At 55.6% G+C, this 19,191-nt stretch carries 14 protein-coding genes; 9 read left to right on the plus strand and 5 right to left on the minus strand.

All coding sequences use genetic code 11. From position 1 onward, the window contains the following. Positions 1-9: 9 nt before the first annotated feature. The 3 genes from J1779_RS06555 to J1779_RS06565 all read right to left on the minus strand — a co-directional run bounded on the left by J1779_RS06555 (position 10) and on the right by J1779_RS06565 (position 4,498). Positions 10-1,491: a sugar ABC transporter ATP-binding protein gene (locus J1779_RS06555; protein ID WP_217203234.1), complete on the minus strand. Its 1,482-nt coding sequence runs from the start codon at positions 1,489-1,491 to the stop codon at positions 10-12. 952 nt (positions 1,492-2,443) lie between these two features. Continuing rightward, on the minus strand, positions 2,444-3,310 hold the full coding sequence (gene nfo / locus J1779_RS06560; RefSeq protein WP_217203198.1) for a deoxyribonuclease IV: 867 nt from the start codon (positions 3,308-3,310) through the stop codon (positions 2,444-2,446). A gap of 84 nt (positions 3,311-3,394) precedes the next feature. Further along, a complete protein-coding gene (locus tag J1779_RS06565) occupies positions 3,395-4,498 on the minus strand; it encodes a YeiH family protein (RefSeq protein WP_217203201.1) in 1,104 nt (367 codons plus the stop codon). A gap of 190 nt (positions 4,499-4,688) precedes the next feature. Here J1779_RS06565 and yieE point away from each other — a divergent pair, with 190 nt between their 5' ends. The 6 genes from yieE to cirA all read left to right on the plus strand — a co-directional run bounded on the left by yieE (position 4,689) and on the right by cirA (position 12,704). After that, positions 4,689-5,561, plus strand: coding sequence for a DNA-binding transcriptional regulator YeiE (gene yieE, locus J1779_RS06570; protein WP_056782324.1), 873 nt, complete (start codon positions 4,689-4,691; stop codon positions 5,559-5,561). 131 nt (positions 5,562-5,692) lie between these two features. Beyond that, positions 5,693-7,186, plus strand: coding sequence for an amino acid permease (locus J1779_RS06575; RefSeq protein WP_217203202.1), 1,494 nt, complete (start codon positions 5,693-5,695; stop codon positions 7,184-7,186). Positions 7,187-7,415: 229 nt separating this feature from the next. After that, positions 7,416-8,579 carry an ABC transporter substrate-binding protein gene (locus tag J1779_RS06580; RefSeq protein ID WP_217203203.1) on the plus strand — a complete coding sequence of 388 codons (1,164 nt, stop codon included), beginning with the start codon at positions 7,416-7,418 and terminating at the stop codon, positions 8,577-8,579. Between the two features lie 45 nt (positions 8,580-8,624). After that, entirely contained in the window at positions 8,625-9,707 is a 1,083-nt protein-coding gene (locus tag J1779_RS06585; RefSeq protein ID WP_217203204.1) for a FecCD family ABC transporter permease, read from the plus strand. Beyond that, entirely contained in the window at positions 9,707-10,543 is an 837-nt protein-coding gene (locus tag J1779_RS06590) for an ABC transporter ATP-binding protein (protein ID WP_122094623.1), read from the plus strand. Before J1779_RS06585 ends, J1779_RS06590 begins: the two co-directional genes overlap by 1 nt. A 187-nt stretch (positions 10,544-10,730) precedes the next feature. Continuing rightward, the gene (cirA, locus tag J1779_RS06595) at positions 10,731-12,704 is read left to right on the plus strand and encodes a catecholate siderophore receptor CirA (protein ID WP_183847723.1); all 1,974 of its coding nucleotides are present in this window, start codon (positions 10,731-10,733) and stop codon (positions 12,702-12,704) included. A gap of 165 nt (positions 12,705-12,869) precedes the next feature. On the opposite strand, the gene J1779_RS06600 is transcribed toward cirA, so the two are convergent. Further along, complete coding sequence (locus tag J1779_RS06600) at positions 12,870-13,676, minus strand: 5'-nucleotidase, lipoprotein e(P4) family (protein ID WP_217203205.1); 807 nt, start codon at positions 13,674-13,676, stop codon at positions 12,870-12,872. Between the two features lie 204 nt (positions 13,677-13,880). After that, the gene (ompC, locus tag J1779_RS06605; protein ID WP_217203208.1) at positions 13,881-14,990 is read right to left on the minus strand and encodes a porin OmpC; all 1,110 of its coding nucleotides are present in this window, start codon (positions 14,988-14,990) and stop codon (positions 13,881-13,883) included. Between the two features lie 302 nt (positions 14,991-15,292). On the opposite strand from ompC, the gene dinG reads away from it, so the two are divergent. The 3 genes from dinG (at position 15,293) to J1779_RS06620 (ending at position 19,101) form a co-directional block, all read left to right on the plus strand. Continuing rightward, a complete protein-coding gene (gene dinG, locus J1779_RS06610; RefSeq protein ID WP_056782344.1) occupies positions 15,293-17,467 on the plus strand; it encodes an ATP-dependent DNA helicase DinG in 2,175 nt (724 codons plus the stop codon). Positions 17,468-17,511: 44 nt separating this feature from the next. Next, on the plus strand, positions 17,512-18,474 hold the full coding sequence (ybiB, locus tag J1779_RS06615) for a DNA-binding protein YbiB (RefSeq protein ID WP_217203210.1): 963 nt from the start codon (positions 17,512-17,514) through the stop codon (positions 18,472-18,474). Between the two features lie 285 nt (positions 18,475-18,759). Continuing rightward, the gene (locus tag J1779_RS06620; protein WP_122094631.1) at positions 18,760-19,101 is read left to right on the plus strand and encodes a zinc ribbon domain-containing protein YjdM; all 342 of its coding nucleotides are present in this window, start codon (positions 18,760-18,762) and stop codon (positions 19,099-19,101) included. The last annotated feature ends 90 nt before the right edge of the window (positions 19,102-19,191 follow it).

The raw sequence follows: 19,191 nt of genomic DNA on the forward strand, positions 1-19,191 counted from the left end.
CGGCTTTGTTCACGCGGGTGTTCCTCCGGTTGAATAGGTTAATAAGGTTTCTTCGTCGACGTTGGCGGCATCGAGTTCGGCCACAATGCGGCCGTCCCACAACACCAGAATGCGGTCGCATAAACCGACCAGTTCGGCGAACTCACCGGAAGCATAAATGATGCCTTTTCCCTGTTGCGCCAGGCCGTCGATCAGCCTGAACACGTCCGTTTTGGCCTTGATGTCTACGCCTTTGGTCGGTTCGTCGAAGATCAACACCTGACTCTCACTGCGCAGCCATTTCCCGATCGCCACCTTTTGCTGGTTGCCACCGGAAAGCCGTGCCAGCTTTTGCATGGGCCCGGAAGCGCGAATGCCCAGGCGGCTGATAATGTCTTTTGCCCACGACAACGCGTGTTGCCGGTTGAAAATACTCCAGCGTGAGAAGGTGTCGTCAGCGGTCACGCTCAGGTTCATCGGAATATCTTCATCAATGAAAATGCCTTCCTTGCGCCGTTCTTCCGGCACCAGCGCCAGCCCCTGTTCGACGGACAGATGCGGTTCTTTCGGTTTCCAGGGTTTGCCGTTCAGCTCACCGCTTTCCACCTGACTCGGCGTCGCGCCAAACAGCGCCTTGCACAGTTCGGTTTTACCGGCACCGGCCAGCCCGGCGATCCCGAGAATTTCGCCACGATGCAGGCGCAGCGAGATATCCCGCAGTTTGTCTTTATCGTGCATGCCGTGGATATGCAGCAGCGTTTCACCGCTGTGCGGCGGGCGGCGTGGCGGATAAATATCGTCGAGCTGATGGCCGATCATTTTCTCAATAATGTGCTCATTGCTCAGGCCGTCCATGCTGTCATCACTGACCAGACGCCCGTCGCGCAGCACCGTCATGCGGTCACAGATATCGCGCAGTTCATGGATGCGGTGGGAAATAAACACAATCGCCATACCGGCGGCTTTCAGCTTACGCACCAGCGCAAACAGCCGCGCGCTTTCCGCCTGATCGAGCGGGGCGGTGGGTTCATCAAGGATCAGGAACCGGCATTTATGCGATAACGCCCGCGCCAGCAAAATCAGCTGTTTCTCCGCCAGCGTGCAGCTTTCGATACGCGCACGCAGGCTGATGTTCAGCCCGAGCTGCTCAGTCAGCAACTGCGCCTGACGGTAAAGCTGCGGCCAGTTGTGCAGATGGCCCGGTTCGGAAAGGCGGTCGAGCATGATGTTTTCCGCGACATTCAGCGTCGGCACCAGCGCGACGTCCACTTCCTGTTGTACCAGATGAATGCCGTGCTCGCGGGCGTGATGCGGCAGGCGCAGATTAACGGTTTCACCGTCAATGCTGATTTGCCCGGAATAATGGTCGTGCGTGCCGGAAAGCACGGCCATCAGTGTCGATTTACCCGCTCCGTTTGCGCCGACTAACGCATGGACGGATCCGCCTTCCAGCGTGAAATCCACCTGGCGCAGGGCGGGGAAACCCGCAAATGAAATCGAGATATTACGCATCTCGAGAATAGAGGATCTCACGCTAGGGGTGCCTTTTCAGATGTCCGGGAGGATGCTTAGACGTTTAGCCGTCCAGATGCTTTTTGATTGCAAATTTTTAACATATCGGGGGGATTAAGCAAGGGATTAAATGGGATAAGTAAGAGAGAAAAGTTCTAAACAGGTGGGATTGTGGGGTGGTGCCCATTTCGGCTTTAAGGTCAAAACCTTGGGCTCGCCGCCCAAACGGGCCTTAAGGTCAAGACCGTGGGTTGCCACCCATTTCGGCCTTAAGGTCAACACCGTGGGTTGCCACCCACACTGGCCTTAAGGTCAAGACCTTGGGCTCGCCGCCCAAACGGGCCCAAAGGGTTTTAAACGAAACCCTTTGGAATCCTGCGTTTTTTTAACTGCGCGCTGTCGCTTGCTGGCTATGTTTCAGCGGCTCCGGCTATTGCCGCAAAATCCCGCCGCTGCGCGGTGCCCTCCGGTCGGGTTACAACCCGCGCAAAAACACGCGCGGTTTTCCACCTCTCCCTTCGGCGTGATTTTTGAGCGCGGCCAATGGCATTTTTAAAGTCGAAGCGATGTGTTTGATTCGGCTTTCCTCCTTCCACATCGCAGGGGGAGGAGAAAAACATTTGTTTTACATAGCCTTTGGCCGCGCTCAAAACGACGTCGAATGAACGGTGAGAAACCGCGAGGGGGTTTTTCCGAGCGGGTCCGAACCTGAAATGAGAGGACCGCGTAGCGGCGGCGTTTGCGGCAATAGCCGGAGTTTCTGAAACATAGCCAGCGCGCGGATCACGTGTTTTAAAAAACGCGGGAGTCCAGAGGGAGAAGGTTTATTCTCCCTCTGGTCGGTGTGGGCCGATGCCCACGACCTTGAATTGGTTTTAACGCTTTCCAAGCGTAAGAACCATAACCCGATGCCCACGACCTTGAATTGGTTTTAACGCTTTCCAAAGCGGAATTAGGCCGCCGCCTCATCCGCCTCTGCGGTTTCCTGCGCCTTCAGCCAGGCGATTTCCTCGCCCCAGATCTCCGGTTCTACCGTTTCAAGGATCATCGGGATGCCGTCGAAACGCGGGTCGCGCATGATCCAGCCGAACACCGTTTTGCCGATGTTGCCTTCGCCCAGGCTGTGATGGCGGTCAACGCGGCTGTTGAATTCACTTTTGGCATCGTTGAGGTGCATGCCGCGCAGGTACTCAAATCCGACCACATCGCTGAAATGTTTAAAGGTGTTTTCACACGCTTCCACGGTGCGCAGATCGTAACCCGCCGCGAAGGCGTGACAGGTGTCGATGCAGACGCCAACGCGGCTTTTGTCTTCCACGCCTTCGATGATTTTGGCCAGATGCTCAAAGCGGAAGCCGAGATTGCTGCCCTGACCGGCGGTGTTTTCGATGACCGCCGTGACGCCCTCAGTCTGCGACAGTGCAATGTTCAGCGACTCGGAAATGCGTTCGAGGCATTTGTCTTCGTCGATTTGCATCAGGTGGCTGCCCGGATGGAAGTTCAGCAGCGAAAGCCCCAGCTGTTCACAACGTTGCAGTTCGTCGAGGAACGCCTCGCGGGATTTCTCCAGCGCGTCGGTCACCGGATGGCCGAGATTAATCAGATAACTGTCGTGCGGCAAAATCTGATTGCTCTGGTAACCGTATTTCTGACAGGCCGCTTTGAATTTTTCGATCACGTCTTCCGGCAAAGGTGCGGCTTTCCACTGACGCTGATTCTTGGTGAAAAGCGCAAAAGCCGTGGCTTCCAGCTCGTGCGCCCTCAGTACGGCCTGATCAACACCGCCCGCCGCACTTACGTGTGCTCCCACAAACTTCATTTTTGCTCCTCAGTTATTCATCGCGTTAATGAAAGGATGATAGCGCCTTGGCGAAGGAGGCGCAGCACTGAAGTGTAAAAGCCGTCACATCCGCGCAAAAAGATGATGCACCAGCTGGTTAATGCCCGCGCCACCGACAATCAGCCAGATGAACAGTATCGCGGCCAGCAGCATCGGTTTCAGCCCCGCCTGACGCAGTGCGCTCAGGTGCGTGGTCAGACCGAGGGCCGCCATCGCCATGGCCAGTAAAACCGTGTCGAGCGTAATCAGTGCCGGGATCCAGCTGTGCGGCAATATATCCAGTGAGTTAAACGCCGCCACCAGAATAAACAGCAGCGCGAACCACGGAATGGTGATGTTACGCATGCCAGGGTTCTGGCCGCCTTGTTGCACGGCACTGCGGGATTTCCAGCCGGAAAGCAGCAGCAGGAAAGGGGCCAGCATCATCACGCGGATCATTTTGGCGATCACGGCGGCGTTTTCAGCTTCCGGGCTGACGCCCTGACCGGCGGCGACCACCTGTGCCACTTCATGCACCGTTGAACCGGTATAAATACCGAACTGCGATGCCGTGACATTCAGCCAGTGATAGTGCGCGTTAAGCTGCCACAACCACGGATACAGAAAGATAGCCGCCGTGCCGAAAATGACCACGGTGGCGACGGCGACCGTCACTTTTTCCGCTTTGGCGTTGAGCACCGGCTCCGTCGCCATCACGGCGGCGGCACCACAAATACTGCTGCCCGCGCCGATCAACATGGACGTATCGCGGTCTAATTTAAATACCCGCTGTCCCAGCCAGCAGGCGAGGGCAAAGGTGGAGCACAGCATCAGGGCGTCGATCACAATCCCGGTCGCCCCGACGTCGGCGATTTGCGCGAAGGTCAGCCGCAGGCCGTAGAGGATGATGCCGAGGCGCAGCAGCCGCTGTTTCGCCAGCGTCACCCCCTCTTCACACCAGGGTTTCGCCGCCGGGTACAGCGTATTGCCAATCACCATGCCAATGACAATTGCCAGGGTCAGCGCGCTCAGGCCAAGATGGCTCAGGGCGGGGAAATCGCTCAGCCAGACCGACAGCGCGGTAATAGCGCCGGTCAGGGCCAGGCCGGGTAACAGGCGATGTAGCCAGGTGTGTTTCTCAATGCCGGGCTTCGGGAAATGGGGGGTAAGCGTCTGGATTTTGTTCATCGTCCTTTCCTCGTTGAGGCGTGATGAGACAAGGCTACGCCGCCCTTATATAAAAATGAAATTGATTATAACTTTATAACCTATCGCTAAAACTGGTATAAGAAAGGCAGACGAAAGGGGCGGGCTGACCGACGGTCTATACTGAATAAAGCAAGCGCGTTGTCAGGCGCGTGAGAAGAGCGGGACATTTATGCACATTACATTGCGACAACTTGAAGTGTTTGCCGAGGTGCTGAAAAGCGGCTCGACCACACAGGCATCGGTTGTGCTTTCACTTTCACAATCTGCCGTCAGCGCCTCGCTGGCCGATATCGAAAACCAGCTGGGCGTACAGTTATTTGACCGCGTCGGTAAGCGACTGGTGATTAACGAACATGGCCGGCTGCTCTATCCGAAGGCGCTGGCGTTGCTGGAACAGGCGGGCGAAATCGAGCGCCTGTTCAACCATGACAACGGGTCATTGCGCATCGGGGCCAGCAGCACCATCGGTAACTACATGCTGCCGGCGATGCTGGCGGAATATCGACTGGACTTCCCGGCGACGCCGCTCGAACTCAACGTCGGCAATACCAATGATGTGATCAACGCCGTGGCGGATTTCCGTGTCGATCTGGGTTTGATCGAAGGCCCGTGCCAGATGCCGGAACTGATCACCCAGCCGTGGCTGGACGATGAACTGGTGGTGTTTGTTGCGCCGGAGAACCCGCTGGCAACGCATCCGGTGACGCTGGATGCGCTGGCCCGTGAGCCGTGGATTTTACGAGAACGCGGTTCCGGTACGCGTGAAGTGCTGGATCACCTGCTGCTGCCGCAACTGCCCGATTTTAATCTGGTGATGGAACTGGGCAATTCCGAAGCGATCAAACACGCCGTGCGCCACGGTATCGGCATCAGCTGCCTCTCGCGGCGGGTGATTGCAGAGCAACTCAGCAGCGGGACGCTGGTGGAAATTCCGTTGCCGGTCGGGCCGCTGGTGCGCAAACTCTACCTGATCCACCACCGGCAGAAGCATATTTCCAGCGCGTTATCGCGGTTTTTAACGTATTGCCGGGAATCGCAATAACGGTCTTTCGCTAATGATCTGCGGCCTGTTATGAAGGTGTCTTATAACAGGTCGTTCCTGCTATTCAGAGCAGCAGGTTTTGCTACAATCCGCGCTTAAATTTTATAATGACGAGCGGATATAGGGAAAAAATGGCTCAACAACCTACAAAAACTACGCAGGTAGCACCTACACTGCGTCGCGAGCTGAAGGCACGTCACTTAACGATGATCGCCATTGGCGGCTCGATTGGTACAGGGTTATTCGTTGCCTCCGGCGCGACGGTTTCGCAGGCAGGCCCGGGCGGCGCACTGCTCTCCTACGCGTTAATCGGCATCATGGTGTACTTCCTGATGACCAGCCTCGGCGAGCTGGCGGCGTTTATGCCCGTCTCAGGCTCATTCTCCACCTACGGCTCCCGCTATGTAGAAGAAGGGTTCGGTTTCGCACTGGGCTGGAACTACTGGTACAACTGGGCGGTGACCATCGCCGTAGACCTCGTGGCCTCGCAGCTGGTGATGAACTACTGGTTCCCGGACACGCCGGGCTGGATCTGGAGCGCCTTGTTCCTCAGCCTGATCTTCCTGCTGAACTACATCTCGGTGCGCGGTTTCGGTGAAGCCGAATACTGGTTCTCGCTGATCAAAGTGGTCACGGTCATCATCTTTATCGCCGTCGGCGTGTTGATGATCACCGGTATCATGCGTGGTGGCGAAACGGCGGGCTGGCACAACTGGGCCATCGGCGATGCGCCGTTTGCCGGTGGATTTGCCTCAATGATAGGCGTGGCGATGATCGTCGGTTTCTCCTTCCAGGGAACTGAGCTTATCGGCGTGGCGGCGGGCGAGTCTGAAAATCCTGCCAAGAATATTCCACGCGCGGTTCGTCAGGTCTTCTGGCGCATTCTGCTGTTCTATATTCTGGCGATTCTGGTGATCAGCCTGATCATTCCTTACACCGACCCGAATCTGCTGCGTAATGAAGTGGGCGATATTTCCGTCAGCCCGTTCACGCTGGTATTCCGTAATGCCGGTCTGCTGTCGGCAGCGGCGGTGATGAACGCCGTGATCCTGACCGCCGTGCTCTCCGCCGGTAACTCAGGCATGTATGCGTCAACCCGTATGCTGTTCACGCTGGCCAGCGAAGGCAAAGCGCCGCGCATATTTGCTAAATTGTCCAAAGGCGGCGTGCCGCGCAACGCGCTGTATGCCACCACCATCGTGGCCGCGTTGTGCTTCCTCAGCTCGATGTTTGGTAATCAGACCGTTTACCTGTGGCTGCTGAATACCTCGGGGATGACCGGCTTTATCGCCTGGCTGGGTATCGCGATCAGCCATTATCGTTTCCGTCGGGGTTATGTGTCGCAGGGGCGTGATCTGAAAGATCTGCCGTATCTCTCTGGCTTCTTCCCGTTCGGACCGGTATTCGCCTTTGTGTTGTGTCTGATTATTACTCTCGGCCAGAACTATCAGGCATTCCTGAAAGACACCATCGACTGGTACGGTGTTGCCGCGACCTACATCGGGCTGCCGCTGTTCCTCATCATCTGGTTGGGTTATAAGCTGACCAAAGGCACCAAAGTGGTGAAATACAGCGAGATGGAATTCCCGAAATACGTCGAGCCACCGCGCAAAGACGCGAAGTGATATTCACTCCTTTCCTGCGGTGATTGAAGCGGAGCTCAGGCTCCGCTTTTTTTATGCCGCTTATCGCGGCCCCCTCGCCACATCGCGTAATGCTTTGTTACCTCAGCATTGTTTCGTTTCGCAGCAACTATAGGTAGGCTTGATAGGTTGTGTAAACTGCATTGATAATCGTTATCATTTCTTTTATTGTTAGCGCCTCTTCAGGGAAACGTAAAGGAATCGGAAGAAGATGAATTATCAGCAGAAATGGGTGAATGCCCGCGTTGCAGGCGGTCTTTTTGCACTGGCGATGGGCGTCATGAGCACAGGCGCACAGGCGGTCACCGTCACCGATATTGCCGGACGAACCGTCACCGTGCCGGATGATGTTCAGCGCGTGGTTCTCGGAGAAGGGCGGTTGTTCTTTGCCGTTTCTCTGCTGGAAGGCCAGAAGCCTTTCGACCGCATTGTCGGCTGGCAGGGAGATTTCCGTAAGCTGGATCCGCAAACCTATGCCACCTATCAGGCTAAATTCCCGCAAATCGACAACATCCCGCTGATTGGTAACACCAGCGCCGACAGCATCAGCCCGGAAAAAGTGCTGACGCTGAATCCGCAGGTAGCGATCTTTGGGTTGTCGGGGCATGGTCCGGGCAAAGAAAGCGCACTGGTGACTCAGTTACAGAAAGCCGGTGTGCCGGTGGTCTTTGTTGATTTTCGCACCTCACCGCTGAAAAATACCCTGCCGAGCATGGAATTGCTGGGCAAAGTGCTGAACCGCGAAAAGCAGGCGCAGGACTACATCAGGTTCTATCAGGACAACATCAAACGCGTTACCGACATCACCCAACACATCCCTGAACAGGACAAACCGAAAGTCTTCATCGAACTGCGTGCGTCTACCGCCGATGAATGCTGCCGGTCTGCCGGAAAGGGCAATATGGGTGATTTTATCGATCAGGCGGGTGGCGTAAACATTTCCAAACCGTTGCTGCCGGGGCCGCTGGGGCTGGTGAATCTGGAAAAAGTGATCGCCTCACAGCCTGATGTGTATCTGATAAGCGGCGGCGGCAAACCGGCCAAAGCAGGCGATCCGGCACCGACCGGTCTGGTGCTCGGTGCGCAGACCACGCCGGAGCAGGCGCGCGCCAGCATGACGCCGCTGTTGCAGCGTAAAGGCATCAGCACGCTGAAAGCCGTGGAAGAAGGGCGCAGTTTCGGCATCTGGCACAACTATTACAATTCGCCGTATAACGTGCTGGCGGTACAGGTGTTTGCCAAAGCCTTCTATCCGCAGAAATTTGCGGATCTCGATCCGCAGCAGACGCAGAATCAGCTTTATAAGCAGTTCCTCGCCGTTGAGCCAACGGGGACCTACTGGACGGATGCAGTTAAACCGGAAAGCGGGAAGTAAGTTATCCTGCTGTAAGTTTTTACGTTAATGAGATTGAAGCGAAACATGAGTGCAACTACCGAACCCGCGCTGACGGCAGATAACAACGCCGGGCACAGCGTCATGGGGCAATACCAAAATATTGTACGCCGCCGTTTGTTGATTATGCTGATCCTGGTGTTGGCGATCCTCGTCTCACTGGTGATTGATTTCATTATGGGGCCTTCGGGGTTGTCACTCTCCACGCTGTGGAAAACGCTGTTTGATGCGGCCGCGGCCGATCCCGGTACACGGGTGATCGTCTGGGATATCCGCCTGCCGTATGCGCTGATGGCGATCGCCGTCGGCATGTCCCTTGGCCTTGCCGGGGCGGAAATGCAGACCATCCTTAATAACCCGCTGGCGAGCCCGTTTACGCTCGGCGTGTCGTCGGCGGCGGCCTTCGGTGCCGCGCTGGCGATTGTGCTGGGCATCGGTATTCCGGGGGTGCCGGATCAGTGGTTTATCTCCGCCAATGCCTTCATTTTTGCCCTGCTGGCGGCGCTGATGCTTGACGGCATCACCCGCTGGACGCGCGTCGCCAGCTCCGGCGTGGTGCTGTTCGGTATCGCGCTGGTCTTTACCTTTAACGCACTGGTGTCACTGATGCAGTTCATTGCGACCGAAGACACCTTACAGGGGCTGGTTTTCTGGACGATGGGCAGCCTGGCGCGGGCATCCTGGGTGAAACTCGGCGTGATGATGTTCGCGTTTCTGATCCTGCTGCCGTGGTCAATGATGAGTGCCTGGAAGCTGACGGCGCTGCGTCTGGGTGAAGACCGTGCGGTCAGTTTTGGTATCGACGTGCGCCGTCTGCGCCTCGGCACCCTGCTGCGTATCAGCATCCTTTCCGCGCTGGCGGTGGCGTTTGTCGGCCCGATCGGCTTTATCGGTCTGGTTGCGCCGCACATTGCCCGTCTGATGTTTGGTGAAGATCACCGCTTCTACCTGCCGGCCAGTGCGCTGATCGGTGCGCTGGTGCTGTCGATGGCGTCGGTTGCCTCGAAAAATCTGGTGCCGGGTGTGATCATTCCTGTGGGTATCGTGACCTCGCTGGTCGGCGTGCCGTTCTTCCTGAGCATTATTCTTCGTCACCGGGGGAACGTCTGATGTCTGCCATGCTGGAAACGCGTCCTGAAGAGTTCCTGAATGCCGCCACGCAGGGGCTGCAAATCCGCGATTTTAACGCGGGGTATCCGAAGCGCCCGGTGATCCGCCATCTCAACGTGCCGATGCTGCCGCGTGGGAAAATTACCGTATTGCTCGGGCCAAACGGCAGCGGGAAATCGACCCTGTTGCGCTCGCTGGCCGGGCTGAACCGGGCGGAAGGGCAACTGATGCTCGACGGCCACGATCTGATGCCGATGCCGTTTGCGCGCCGTGCCGAGCAGGTGGTCTATCTGCCACAAACTCTGCCTGCCGGTGTGCATCTGCATGTGCTCGAGTCGATTATCGTGGCGCAGCGCGCGTCCGGCGGCAAAAGCAAAGTGACCGATGGCACTGATAAGGTGATGGCGCTGCTGCGTCAGCTGGGCATCGAACATCTGGCGCTCAGCTATCTCGATCAGCTTTCCGGTGGTCAGAAACAGCTGGTGGGTCTGGCGCAGTCACTGATTCGTCAGCCCTCTTTGTTACTGCTCGACGAACCGCTCAGCGCGCTCGACCTTAATTATCAGTTCCACGTTATGGATCTGGTGCGTAAGGAAACGCAAAAACGCAATATTGTGACCGTGGTGGTGGTGCATGACATCAACATCGCGCTGCGCCACGGCGATCGTGTGCTGATGCTCAAAGACGGGCATCTGATCGCCGATGGTGAACCCGAAGCGGTGATCACCGCTGACAGTCTGGCGCGCGTTTACGGCGTGCGCGGACGTATTGAACGCTGCTCGCAGGGAACGCCGCAAATCCTCATCGACGGACTGGTTGGCGACCCCTCGATTTAAATACATGACGTAGTAAAAAAGGACGCAGCCAACGTAGCGGCGTCCGCCTTTCACATTGTGAGCCTGAAACATAAAAGAAAATCCTGATAAACCGGGCGATTCCGTTCGCACTTTTTTTGACGGTTTGATGGAAAAAAATACAACGTCCCGCAGTGCCGGGGTTGTTTTATCCTCATGGAGAGAAGAAATGGTTAAGGTTAAATTTACACCGGCACTGAAAGCCGGGTTATTCGCACAGCTGTTTGCCGCCGCGTTTCCGGTGATGGCAGAAGAGACGACCGACGTAAAAGAACGGGAAGACCAGATGGTGGTGACCGCCTCCGCCGTCGAGCAAAACCTCAAGGACGCCCCGGCAAGTATCAGCGTGATCACCCGCGAAGACCTGCAAAAGAAACCGGTTCAAAACCTCAAAGACGTGCTGAAAGACGTACCGGGCGTGCAGATCACTAACGAAAGCGACAACCGTCAGGGCGTCAGCATCCGTGGTCTGAGCAGCGGTTATACCCTGATTCTGGTGGACGGCAAACGCGTGAACTCCCGCAACGCCGTCTTCCGTCATAACGATTTCGATTTGAGCTGGATCCCCGCTGAATCCATCGAGCGTATCGAAGTGGTGCGTGGCCCGATGTCCTCGCTTTATGGTTCGGACGCGCTGGGCGGCGTGGTCAACATCATCACCCGTAAAGTCGGCAAAGCCTGGCACGGGACGCTGAGCGCCGATACCACCGTGCAGGAACATCGCGATCGCGGCGACAGCGGCAACGGCAACTTCTTCGCCAGCGGCCCGCTGGTTGATGACCTGTTAGGGGTGAAAGTTTACGGTGCGCTGGGTAAACGTGAAAAAGATCAGGCCAGTTCCTCCAGCGGCAGCACCGGCCAGCCGCGCATTGAGGGCTATACCTCGCGCAACGCCAACGTCGAGTTCTCCCTGACCCCGGACAAAGATCAGGACATCACCTTCGGCTACGGCCTTGATCGTCAGGATCGCGATTCCGACACGCTGGATAAGAACCGCATTGAACGTGAAAACTACTCGCTTGGCCACAATGGCCGCTGGGGGCTGGCGAATACCGAACTGCGTTTCTACGGCGAAAACATCGAGAATAAAAACGCCGAAACCATTACCTCGAAAAACAACTCTCTCGACGGCAAAGTCGTGATCCCGCTGGGTGATTACAACCAGTTGCTGACTTTCGGCGGTGAATACCGCAACGACAAGCTCGAAGACGGCGTGAACATGCAAAACGGCGGCAGTACGCAGGCCAATCAATATGCGCTGTTCCTCGAGGACGAGTGGCGTATTTTTGAAAACCTGGCGCTGACCGGCGGCGTGCGCATGGATGATCACCAGAACTACGGCGTCAACTGGAGCCCGCGTGCTTATCTGGTCTACAACGCCACCGACACCGTGACGGTGAAAGGCGGCTGGGCATCGGCCTTCAAAGCGCCTTCGTTGCTGCAACTCAGCCCGGACTGGCAAAGTGCGTCCTGCCGTGGCAGCTGCAATGTGGTGGGCAGCAAAGATCTGAAAGCAGAAACCAGCGAAAGCGTCGAATTCGGTCTGTATTACGCCGGAGAAGAAGGGTGGCTGGAAGATGTGAATGCCAGCGCGACGGTGTTCCAGAACGACATCGACGACATGATCACGGTTATCCGCACCGCGAACCGCAATCTGGCGCAGACGTATCAGAACTTCGTTGGCTTCGACGCCAGCGGTAACCCGATTTTCCGTTACTACAACGTCAATAAAGCGCGCATCCGTGGCCTGGAAACGGAGCTCAGCTTACCGGTCACTGACGTGCTGAACCTGAAGCTGAACTACACCTATAACGACGCCCGCGACCTGAGCAACGGCGGCAATAAACCGTTGTCCGAGTTACCGTTCCACACGTCGAATGCGACGCTGGACTGGAAACCGCTGGAGGACTGGAGCTTCTATATTTCCGCCAACTATAAGGGCAAAAGCCGCACCGTCACCGACGGAAACGCCACGCCGGGCGGATATACCGTCTGGAACACCGGCGGTTCCTATCAGGTCAATAAAGCCGTGAAACTGCGCGCAGGTGTGCTGAACCTCGGGGATAAAGATTTGAACCGCGATGATTACAGCTATAACGAAGACGGAAGAAGGTATTTCGCGGCGGTTGACTACAGTTTCTGACAGACGGTGCTGAGAGGGTGAGGCAGGGCGACTGACCCGCGCAGCCGACATGCAGGAGAGTGCCACGAGAGGGAAGAGGTTCCCTCTCGTGGCCGGTCAGGGTACAGAAAGCCGGGAAATCACAGCCATTGAGTCACTGAAAATTTCACCGCTTTCTGCCCGCTGTTACTTACCGTTCCACGCTTTCAAATTCTGATCACGCACGGACAGTTTCTGCTCCGGCGTTAACTTGTTGTAATCCTTCGCCAGTCCACTTTCCCAGTCGCCGTACAGCGGGTTAGGCAACACGATGTATTGGGTGCCGAACTGCTGATGGTTCTGATTCACAAAAGCGCGGCGCTGTTCGTTGCCTTTATGGTAGGTCGCGGCACCGAAATCGTTCAGGTTGTCACCGACGAACAAGACGATGTGGTAACCCGCGGCTTTAATGGAATCGAAACGCACCTGTTTGTTTGAGGTGTCGGAGCTCAGCAACATGGTTTTATCATTCGCGCCGGAGAAGCCCAGACGGTTCATGTTGTCCAGTGTGGCAGCGTATTCGCTGGTTTTACGGTTGGAGACATAGAACATCGTGCCGCCGTGCGAATTGACGTAATTAGCAAATTCCACTGCGCCCGGAATGGCGGTCGCCTGACGTGCGGCGGTCCACTGTGACCAGGTTTTGCTGTCGAATGGCTTGTTCGCTTTGACCTGCCACGCGCTGTAAGCGCTGTTATCGAGCATGGTTTCATCCAGATCCACCACCACGGCTTTCTTCTGACCTGCCAGCGGCTGCGCCTGATCAAAGGCCATTTTGGCCGCGTTGAATGCCTGATAGGTCAGGGCATGATATTCACCGGATTGCTGGAACCAGTTCAGCGCCATCACGGACTGATCGTTCAGCGTTTGCTGGGCATCGTTCTTTTGCTGCGCACAGCCGCTCAGGGCCAGCATAATCAATGCACTGGTGGTACAAAGCGAAACTTTATTCATTGGGTATCCCTGTTTTTGTTAAGAGAAGTTCTCATTCGTAAAATTCCCTGAAACTTTAGCAGATTCAGCGGGCTGCGAAAGAGGAAAAGGCAAATTACGCGAGATGGCACGAAAAAGGACAAAAACAAAAAAGGCCGGAGGGTGAGTCCGGCCGAAAAAAATTAAGACAGAGAATAATAACAATGAGGTGGTATTTGACTTAAATCAGAACTGATAAACCAGGCCAACGGCAGTAACGTCGTCGTTATTCAGACCCAGTTTATTGTCGTCATCCAGTTGGTTGATTTTATAATCAACATAGGCTGACATATTTTTGTTGAAATAATAGGTGGCGCCCACGTCGAAATATTTAACCAGGTCAACGTCGCCGATGCCTTCAATATCTTTCCCTTTGGTCTGCACATAACCCAGAGAAGGGCGCAGGCCGAAGTCGAACTGATATTGCGCGACCGCTTCAACAGTTTGTGTTTTATTGGCAAAGCCGCTGCCAGCCGGTGCGCTTGCAATACCCGCCGGAACGGTAATGGCAATCATATTACGGGTTTCAGCATACATCGCCGCTAAATAAACCCCGTTAGCGTCATATTTCATGCCGCCGGTCCATGCGTCAGCTTTATCACCTTTGCCGTAAGCGGAGGTGCTCTGGCCGATGGTGCGGTCAGAAGACGCGTAGGCACCGCCAACGCTCACGCCGGTGTCACCCAGTGCGTAAGTGGTAGAAAGTGCATAACCGTCGCCGTTTGCTGTGCTGCTGCTGCGACCGTCGTTTTCGTTTTTGCCCTGGTACTGTAACGCCACGTTCAGGCCATCCACCAGACCGAAGAAGCCGCGGTTACGGTAGGTCGCCACGCCGTTGGTACGGCCTGTCATGAAGCGGTCTGCTTTGGTGTAACCATCGCCACCGAACTCAGGGAACATATCGGTCCAGGCTTCGACGTCGTACAGTGCGCCGTAGTTACGACCGTAGTCGAATGAACCGTACTGACCAAATTTCAGACCGGCAAAGCCCAGACGGGTTTTGGTGCCGGTGGTGCTTGGGGATTTGCTGTCGGATTCGGCGTGGTTAGCCTGAACGTTATATTCCCACTGGCCGTAACCGGTGATCAGATCGTTAATTTGTGTCTGACCTTTAAAACCGAAACGCACATAACTCTGGTCGCCGTCATTGCCGGGAGCATCAGAGAAATAATGCAGACCTTTTACTTTACCGTACAGGTCAAGTTTGTTGCCGTCTTTATTATAAACTTCTGCTGCGTGCGCGCCTGATGCAATCAATAAACCAGGAATTAAAAGTGCCAGAATATTACGTTTCATGAATTTTTACCCTGCATTCTTTATTAAAAGCTTTGGTTGGAAAGCTTTATATGAAGTCTTGTGGAAAGACGCTATTCATCATTTTTGCTATGCATTCCGTGTGTGCTCGGAATTTTCTCAGCGAGGGTTTTTTACCTTAGATATGTGATCAATTTATGACAATTGAAAATGAACTTTTACTTTATTTAATAAATGACTGACGTAAATTTGTGCAGTCGCCCTGATTTCGGGCTGCGCCATCAGCCGGTCTGTGGGACAATAGCCGCCACACTTCGGTCCTGACCCCCAACAAAAAGAGATGCATGGCGCTTTCCCCCGCAGTAAAAAATCAGATCAGCCAGTGGTACAAAGCCCTGCAAGAGCAAATCCCGGATTTCATTCCCCGCGCCCCGCAACGTCAGATGATTGCAGAGGTGGCGAAGGCGTTCTCGGGTGACTCAGCGCGGCATCTGGCCATTGAGGCGCCGACCGGCGTCGGGAAAACGCTGTCCTATCTCATCCCCGGCATTGCCGTCAGCCGCGAAGAAGAAAAACCGCTGATTGTCAGCACGGCCAACGTCGCGTTGCAGGATCAGATTTACAGCAAAGATTTACCGCTGCTGAAAAAAATTATTCCCGATCTCAAATTTACCGGCGCGTTTGGCCGCGGGCGTTATGTGTGCCCGCGCAATCTGGCGGCGATGAGCAACGAAAACGCGCAGGGCGATCTCGGGTTATTTTTGGGTGACGAACTGGCGCCCTCCAGCGGCGAAGAGCAGAAACTGGCGAAAACGCTGGAAACCGCGCTCTCGCGCTATGAGTGGGACGGACTGCGCGACCACTACAAGAAAACCATCGACGATCCTTTGTGGATCAAAATCAGCACCGATAAAGCCAACTGCCTGAGCCGTAACTGCCATTATTTTCGCGAATGCCCGTATTTCGTGGCGCGCAAAGAGATTGAAAGTGCCGATGTGGTGGTCACCAACCACGCTTTAGTGATGGCTGCGCTGGAGTCGGAATCGGTGCTGCCACCGGCGAAAGATCTGCTGCTGGTGCTCGATGAAGGGCATCACCTGCCGGAAGTGGCACGCGATGCGCTGGAAGTTGATGCTGAAATCACGGCCATGTGGAACAGCCTGCAACTGGACAATTTTGTGCGCCAGATAGAGCAATGTCTGTCGCTGTTTACGCCGAAAAATCCGCCGCCGCTGACCAACGCCGAGCGCCTGCACAATCACTGCGCCGAGATGCGCGAGCTGCTGCTACTTATCGAACAATCGGTCAGTCAGTATCTGCCGCCGGACACCCCGGAAGCGGAGCACCGTTTTGAACTCGGCGCCTTGCCGCCGGAACTGACCGAACAGTGCAGTCGCCTGTTTAAACTGACCGACGGGCTGCGCAGTCTGGCGGAATACATGGTCAACGATCTCAGTGAGAAGACCGGCAAGCACGACATTATGCGTCTGCACCGCGCGATCCTGCACATGAGCCGGATGCAAAGTTATCTGGAAACCATGAGCAAGCTGTGGCGGCTGGCGGCGCTGGATAAAGCCTCGAACGCGCCGATCAGCAAATGGGTGACGCGGACGTATTTCGATAACCAGACGCATCTGGTGTTCCACTGCGCGGGGATCCGCGTGAGCGATCAGCTGGAAAAAATGCTGTGGCGCAAAGTGCCGCACGTCGTTATCACCTCCGCCACGCTGCGTTCGCTGAACAGTTTCTCCCGTTTGCAGGAGATGAGCGGCCTGAGCGAAAAAGCCGGTGACCGCTTCGTCAGCCTGGATTCGCCGTTTAACCACGTTTCGCAGGGCAAACTGGTGATCCCGCAGATGACCCTCGAGCCGCTGATGGCGAACGAAGCGGCACATTTGCAGGAGATGGCCGATTTTTTCCGCAGCGAACTGGCGAAAGGGCAACACACCGGCCAGCTGGTGCTGTTCGCCAGCAACCGCGCGATGCAACAGTTTGTCTCGCTGCTACCGGATTTGCGTCTGATGCTGCTGGTGCAGGGCGATCAGCCGCGCTACCGGTTGGTGGAAGAGCACCGTAAACGTGTTTCAGCGGGCACCACCAGCGTGCTGATTGGTCTGCAATCGTTCGCCGAAGGGCTGGATCTGAAAGGTGAGCTGCTGACGCAGGTGCATATCCATAAAATTGCGTTTCCGCCGGTCGACAGCCCGGTGATCCTCACCGAAGGCGAATGGCTGAAAACCCTTAAGCGCTATCCGTTCGAAGTGCAAAGCCTGCCGAGCGCGTCGTTTAACCTGATCCAACAGGTCGGAAGGCTGATCCGCAGCCATGAATGCACCGGCGAAATCGTCATTTATGACCAGCGCCTGCTGACCAAAAGTTACGGTGCGCGCCTGCTGGCGGCGTTGCCGGTGTTCCCGATTGAACACCGCGAAATGCCTGCGCCCGGATCAGTGAAACGTCCTGATATTCTGAAAACGGCAAAGAAAGATCCGGTTCGCCGCCGCACCCGCCGGCGATAATTATTCCTGAAGAAAAGTCATTACACCGAGAAGGTAACGCTACGATGGATTACACCAAACTCATTAAAGAAGTGGGGCGCGGAAAAAATCACGCCCGCGATTTGGACCGTGAGCAGTCGCTTGCGCTTTACCGCGAGATCCTGGCCGGTGATGTGCCGGATTTACAGCTCGGCGCGCTGCTGATTGCGTTTCGTATTAAAGGCGAAGCGGAAGAGGAGATGCTCGGCTTTTATCAGGCTATGGAAGAGCGCGTGATGCGCCTTCAGGCGCCCGCTGATCGCCCTTTGCCGGTGGTGATCCCAACCTATAACGGCGCGCGCAAACAGGCGAATCTCACGCCGTTGCTGGCGATGTTACTGAGCCGTCTTGGTTTGCCGGTGGTGGTGCACGGCGTTGATGAAGATCCGACCCGCATCACCAGCGCTGAGATTTTCCGTTCGCTGGGCATTGAGGCGGCACACACCCAGGCGCAGGCGCAGCAGCAGCTCGACGCCGGTTCCGCTCCGGTGTTCATCCCGGTTTCAGTGCTGTGCCCGCCCATCGACAAACAGCTTTCACTGCGCTGGCAGATGGGCGTGCGTAACAGCAGCCACACGCTGGCGAAGTTAATTACGCCCTTCACCGGGCAGGATGCGTTGCGCTTATCGAGCGTTTCACACCCGGAATATATCCAGCGCGTCTCTTCCTTCTTCCGCCAGATCGACGGGCGCGCCTTGCTGACCCAGGGCACGGAAGGCGAAGTCTATGCCAATCCGCAGCGGTTCCCGCAGACCCACTTTATCGCCGGGGGTGAGCTGAGTGTTCTGGCCGAAAAAGAAGAGATTTTTGCCGCGGATCTGCCCGCGTCCAAAGACGTCGACACTACCGTGAACTACATTCAGCAATGCCTGAAGGGCGAACGCGCTATCCCGCAGGCACTCCTCACCCAAATGGCATGTTGTCTGGTGGCCGCAGGGGTGTGTGCCGATATGCCCGAAGCCAGAATGATTGTGGAACAGGTGTTTTAACGCCCTTACCCGTGAAGGGGGGGATTAAGCGCAAAATCAGGCGTTAAAGCCTGCCTGAACATTCATTTCGTCTTTTATCCCCCGTCCCGGCCTCCCTCTTCGCAGGGGAGGCATAAAAAAAACACCCCCGCATCACGCTGTAAATTCTGCGTTTATATTCATCTCAGCGCCACAAAAACCCTCTTACCCTGTTCAACAGTGTGGTTAAAGGCTAAAATAGAGGAACTACGAAATCTATTTCATGATTTAATTGGTTTTTTTATAAAATTTTATGGAGATTTAACAATGGAAACTTTACCGGCTTGCCCGACGTGTCACTCTGAATTCACCTGGCAGGACGGTGAAATGCTCAATTGCCCTGAATGTGGACATGTGTGGTCCATGAGCGGTGATGCAGCCGCGGAAGATGACGTCCTGAAAGTGATCGATGCCAACGGCAATCTGCTGGCAGACGGTGATTCTGTTACGGTGATCAAAGACCTGAAAGTGAAGGGCAGCTCTTCCATGCTGAAGATCGGCACCAAAGTGAAAGGCATCCGTCTGGTTGAAGGCGACCACAACATCGACTGCAAAATTGACGGTTTTGGTCAGATGAAACTCAAATCCGAGTTCGTGAAGAAAAACTGATCCCCTCCCTGGTGGCCCGGCAGTGACGAGCGGTTTTGCCATATCGACAGAACCGCTGTCTGAACATACACTCAATGCATAATCTCGTTA

Origin of the sequence: Rahnella rivi, from assembly GCF_019049655.1 — a bacterium.
Classification (GTDB): Bacteria; Pseudomonadota; Gammaproteobacteria; order Enterobacterales; family Enterobacteriaceae; genus Rahnella; species Rahnella rivi.

Coding starts and splice junctions, on each gene's coding strand:
- ybiB (WP_217203210.1), top strand. CDS start 17,512: ATGGATTACACCAAACTCATTAAAGAAGTGGGGCGCGGAAAAAATCAC.
- J1779_RS06585 (WP_217203204.1), top strand. CDS start 8,625: ATGAGTGCAACTACCGAACCCGCGCTGACGGCAGATAACAACGCCGGG.
- J1779_RS06590 (WP_122094623.1), top strand. CDS start 9,707: ATGTCTGCCATGCTGGAAACGCGTCCTGAAGAGTTCCTGAATGCCGCC.
- J1779_RS06575 (WP_217203202.1), top strand. CDS start 5,693: ATGGCTCAACAACCTACAAAAACTACGCAGGTAGCACCTACACTGCGT.
- J1779_RS06600 (WP_217203205.1), bottom strand. CDS start 13,676: ATGAATAAAGTTTCGCTTTGTACCACCAGTGCATTGATTATGCTGGCC.
- yieE (WP_056782324.1), top strand. CDS start 4,689: ATGCACATTACATTGCGACAACTTGAAGTGTTTGCCGAGGTGCTGAAA.
- cirA (WP_183847723.1), top strand. CDS start 10,731: ATGGTTAAGGTTAAATTTACACCGGCACTGAAAGCCGGGTTATTCGCA.
- dinG (WP_056782344.1), top strand. CDS start 15,293: ATGGCGCTTTCCCCCGCAGTAAAAAATCAGATCAGCCAGTGGTACAAA.
- J1779_RS06555 (WP_217203234.1), bottom strand. CDS start 1,491: ATGCGTAATATCTCGATTTCATTTGCGGGTTTCCCCGCCCTGCGCCAG.
- J1779_RS06620 (WP_122094631.1), top strand. CDS start 18,760: ATGGAAACTTTACCGGCTTGCCCGACGTGTCACTCTGAATTCACCTGG.
- J1779_RS06565 (WP_217203201.1), bottom strand. CDS start 4,498: ATGAACAAAATCCAGACGCTTACCCCCCATTTCCCGAAGCCCGGCATT.
- ompC (WP_217203208.1), bottom strand. CDS start 14,990: ATGAAACGTAATATTCTGGCACTTTTAATTCCTGGTTTATTGATTGCA.
- J1779_RS06580 (WP_217203203.1), top strand. CDS start 7,416: ATGAATTATCAGCAGAAATGGGTGAATGCCCGCGTTGCAGGCGGTCTT.
- nfo (WP_217203198.1), bottom strand. CDS start 3,310: ATGAAGTTTGTGGGAGCACACGTAAGTGCGGCGGGCGGTGTTGATCAG.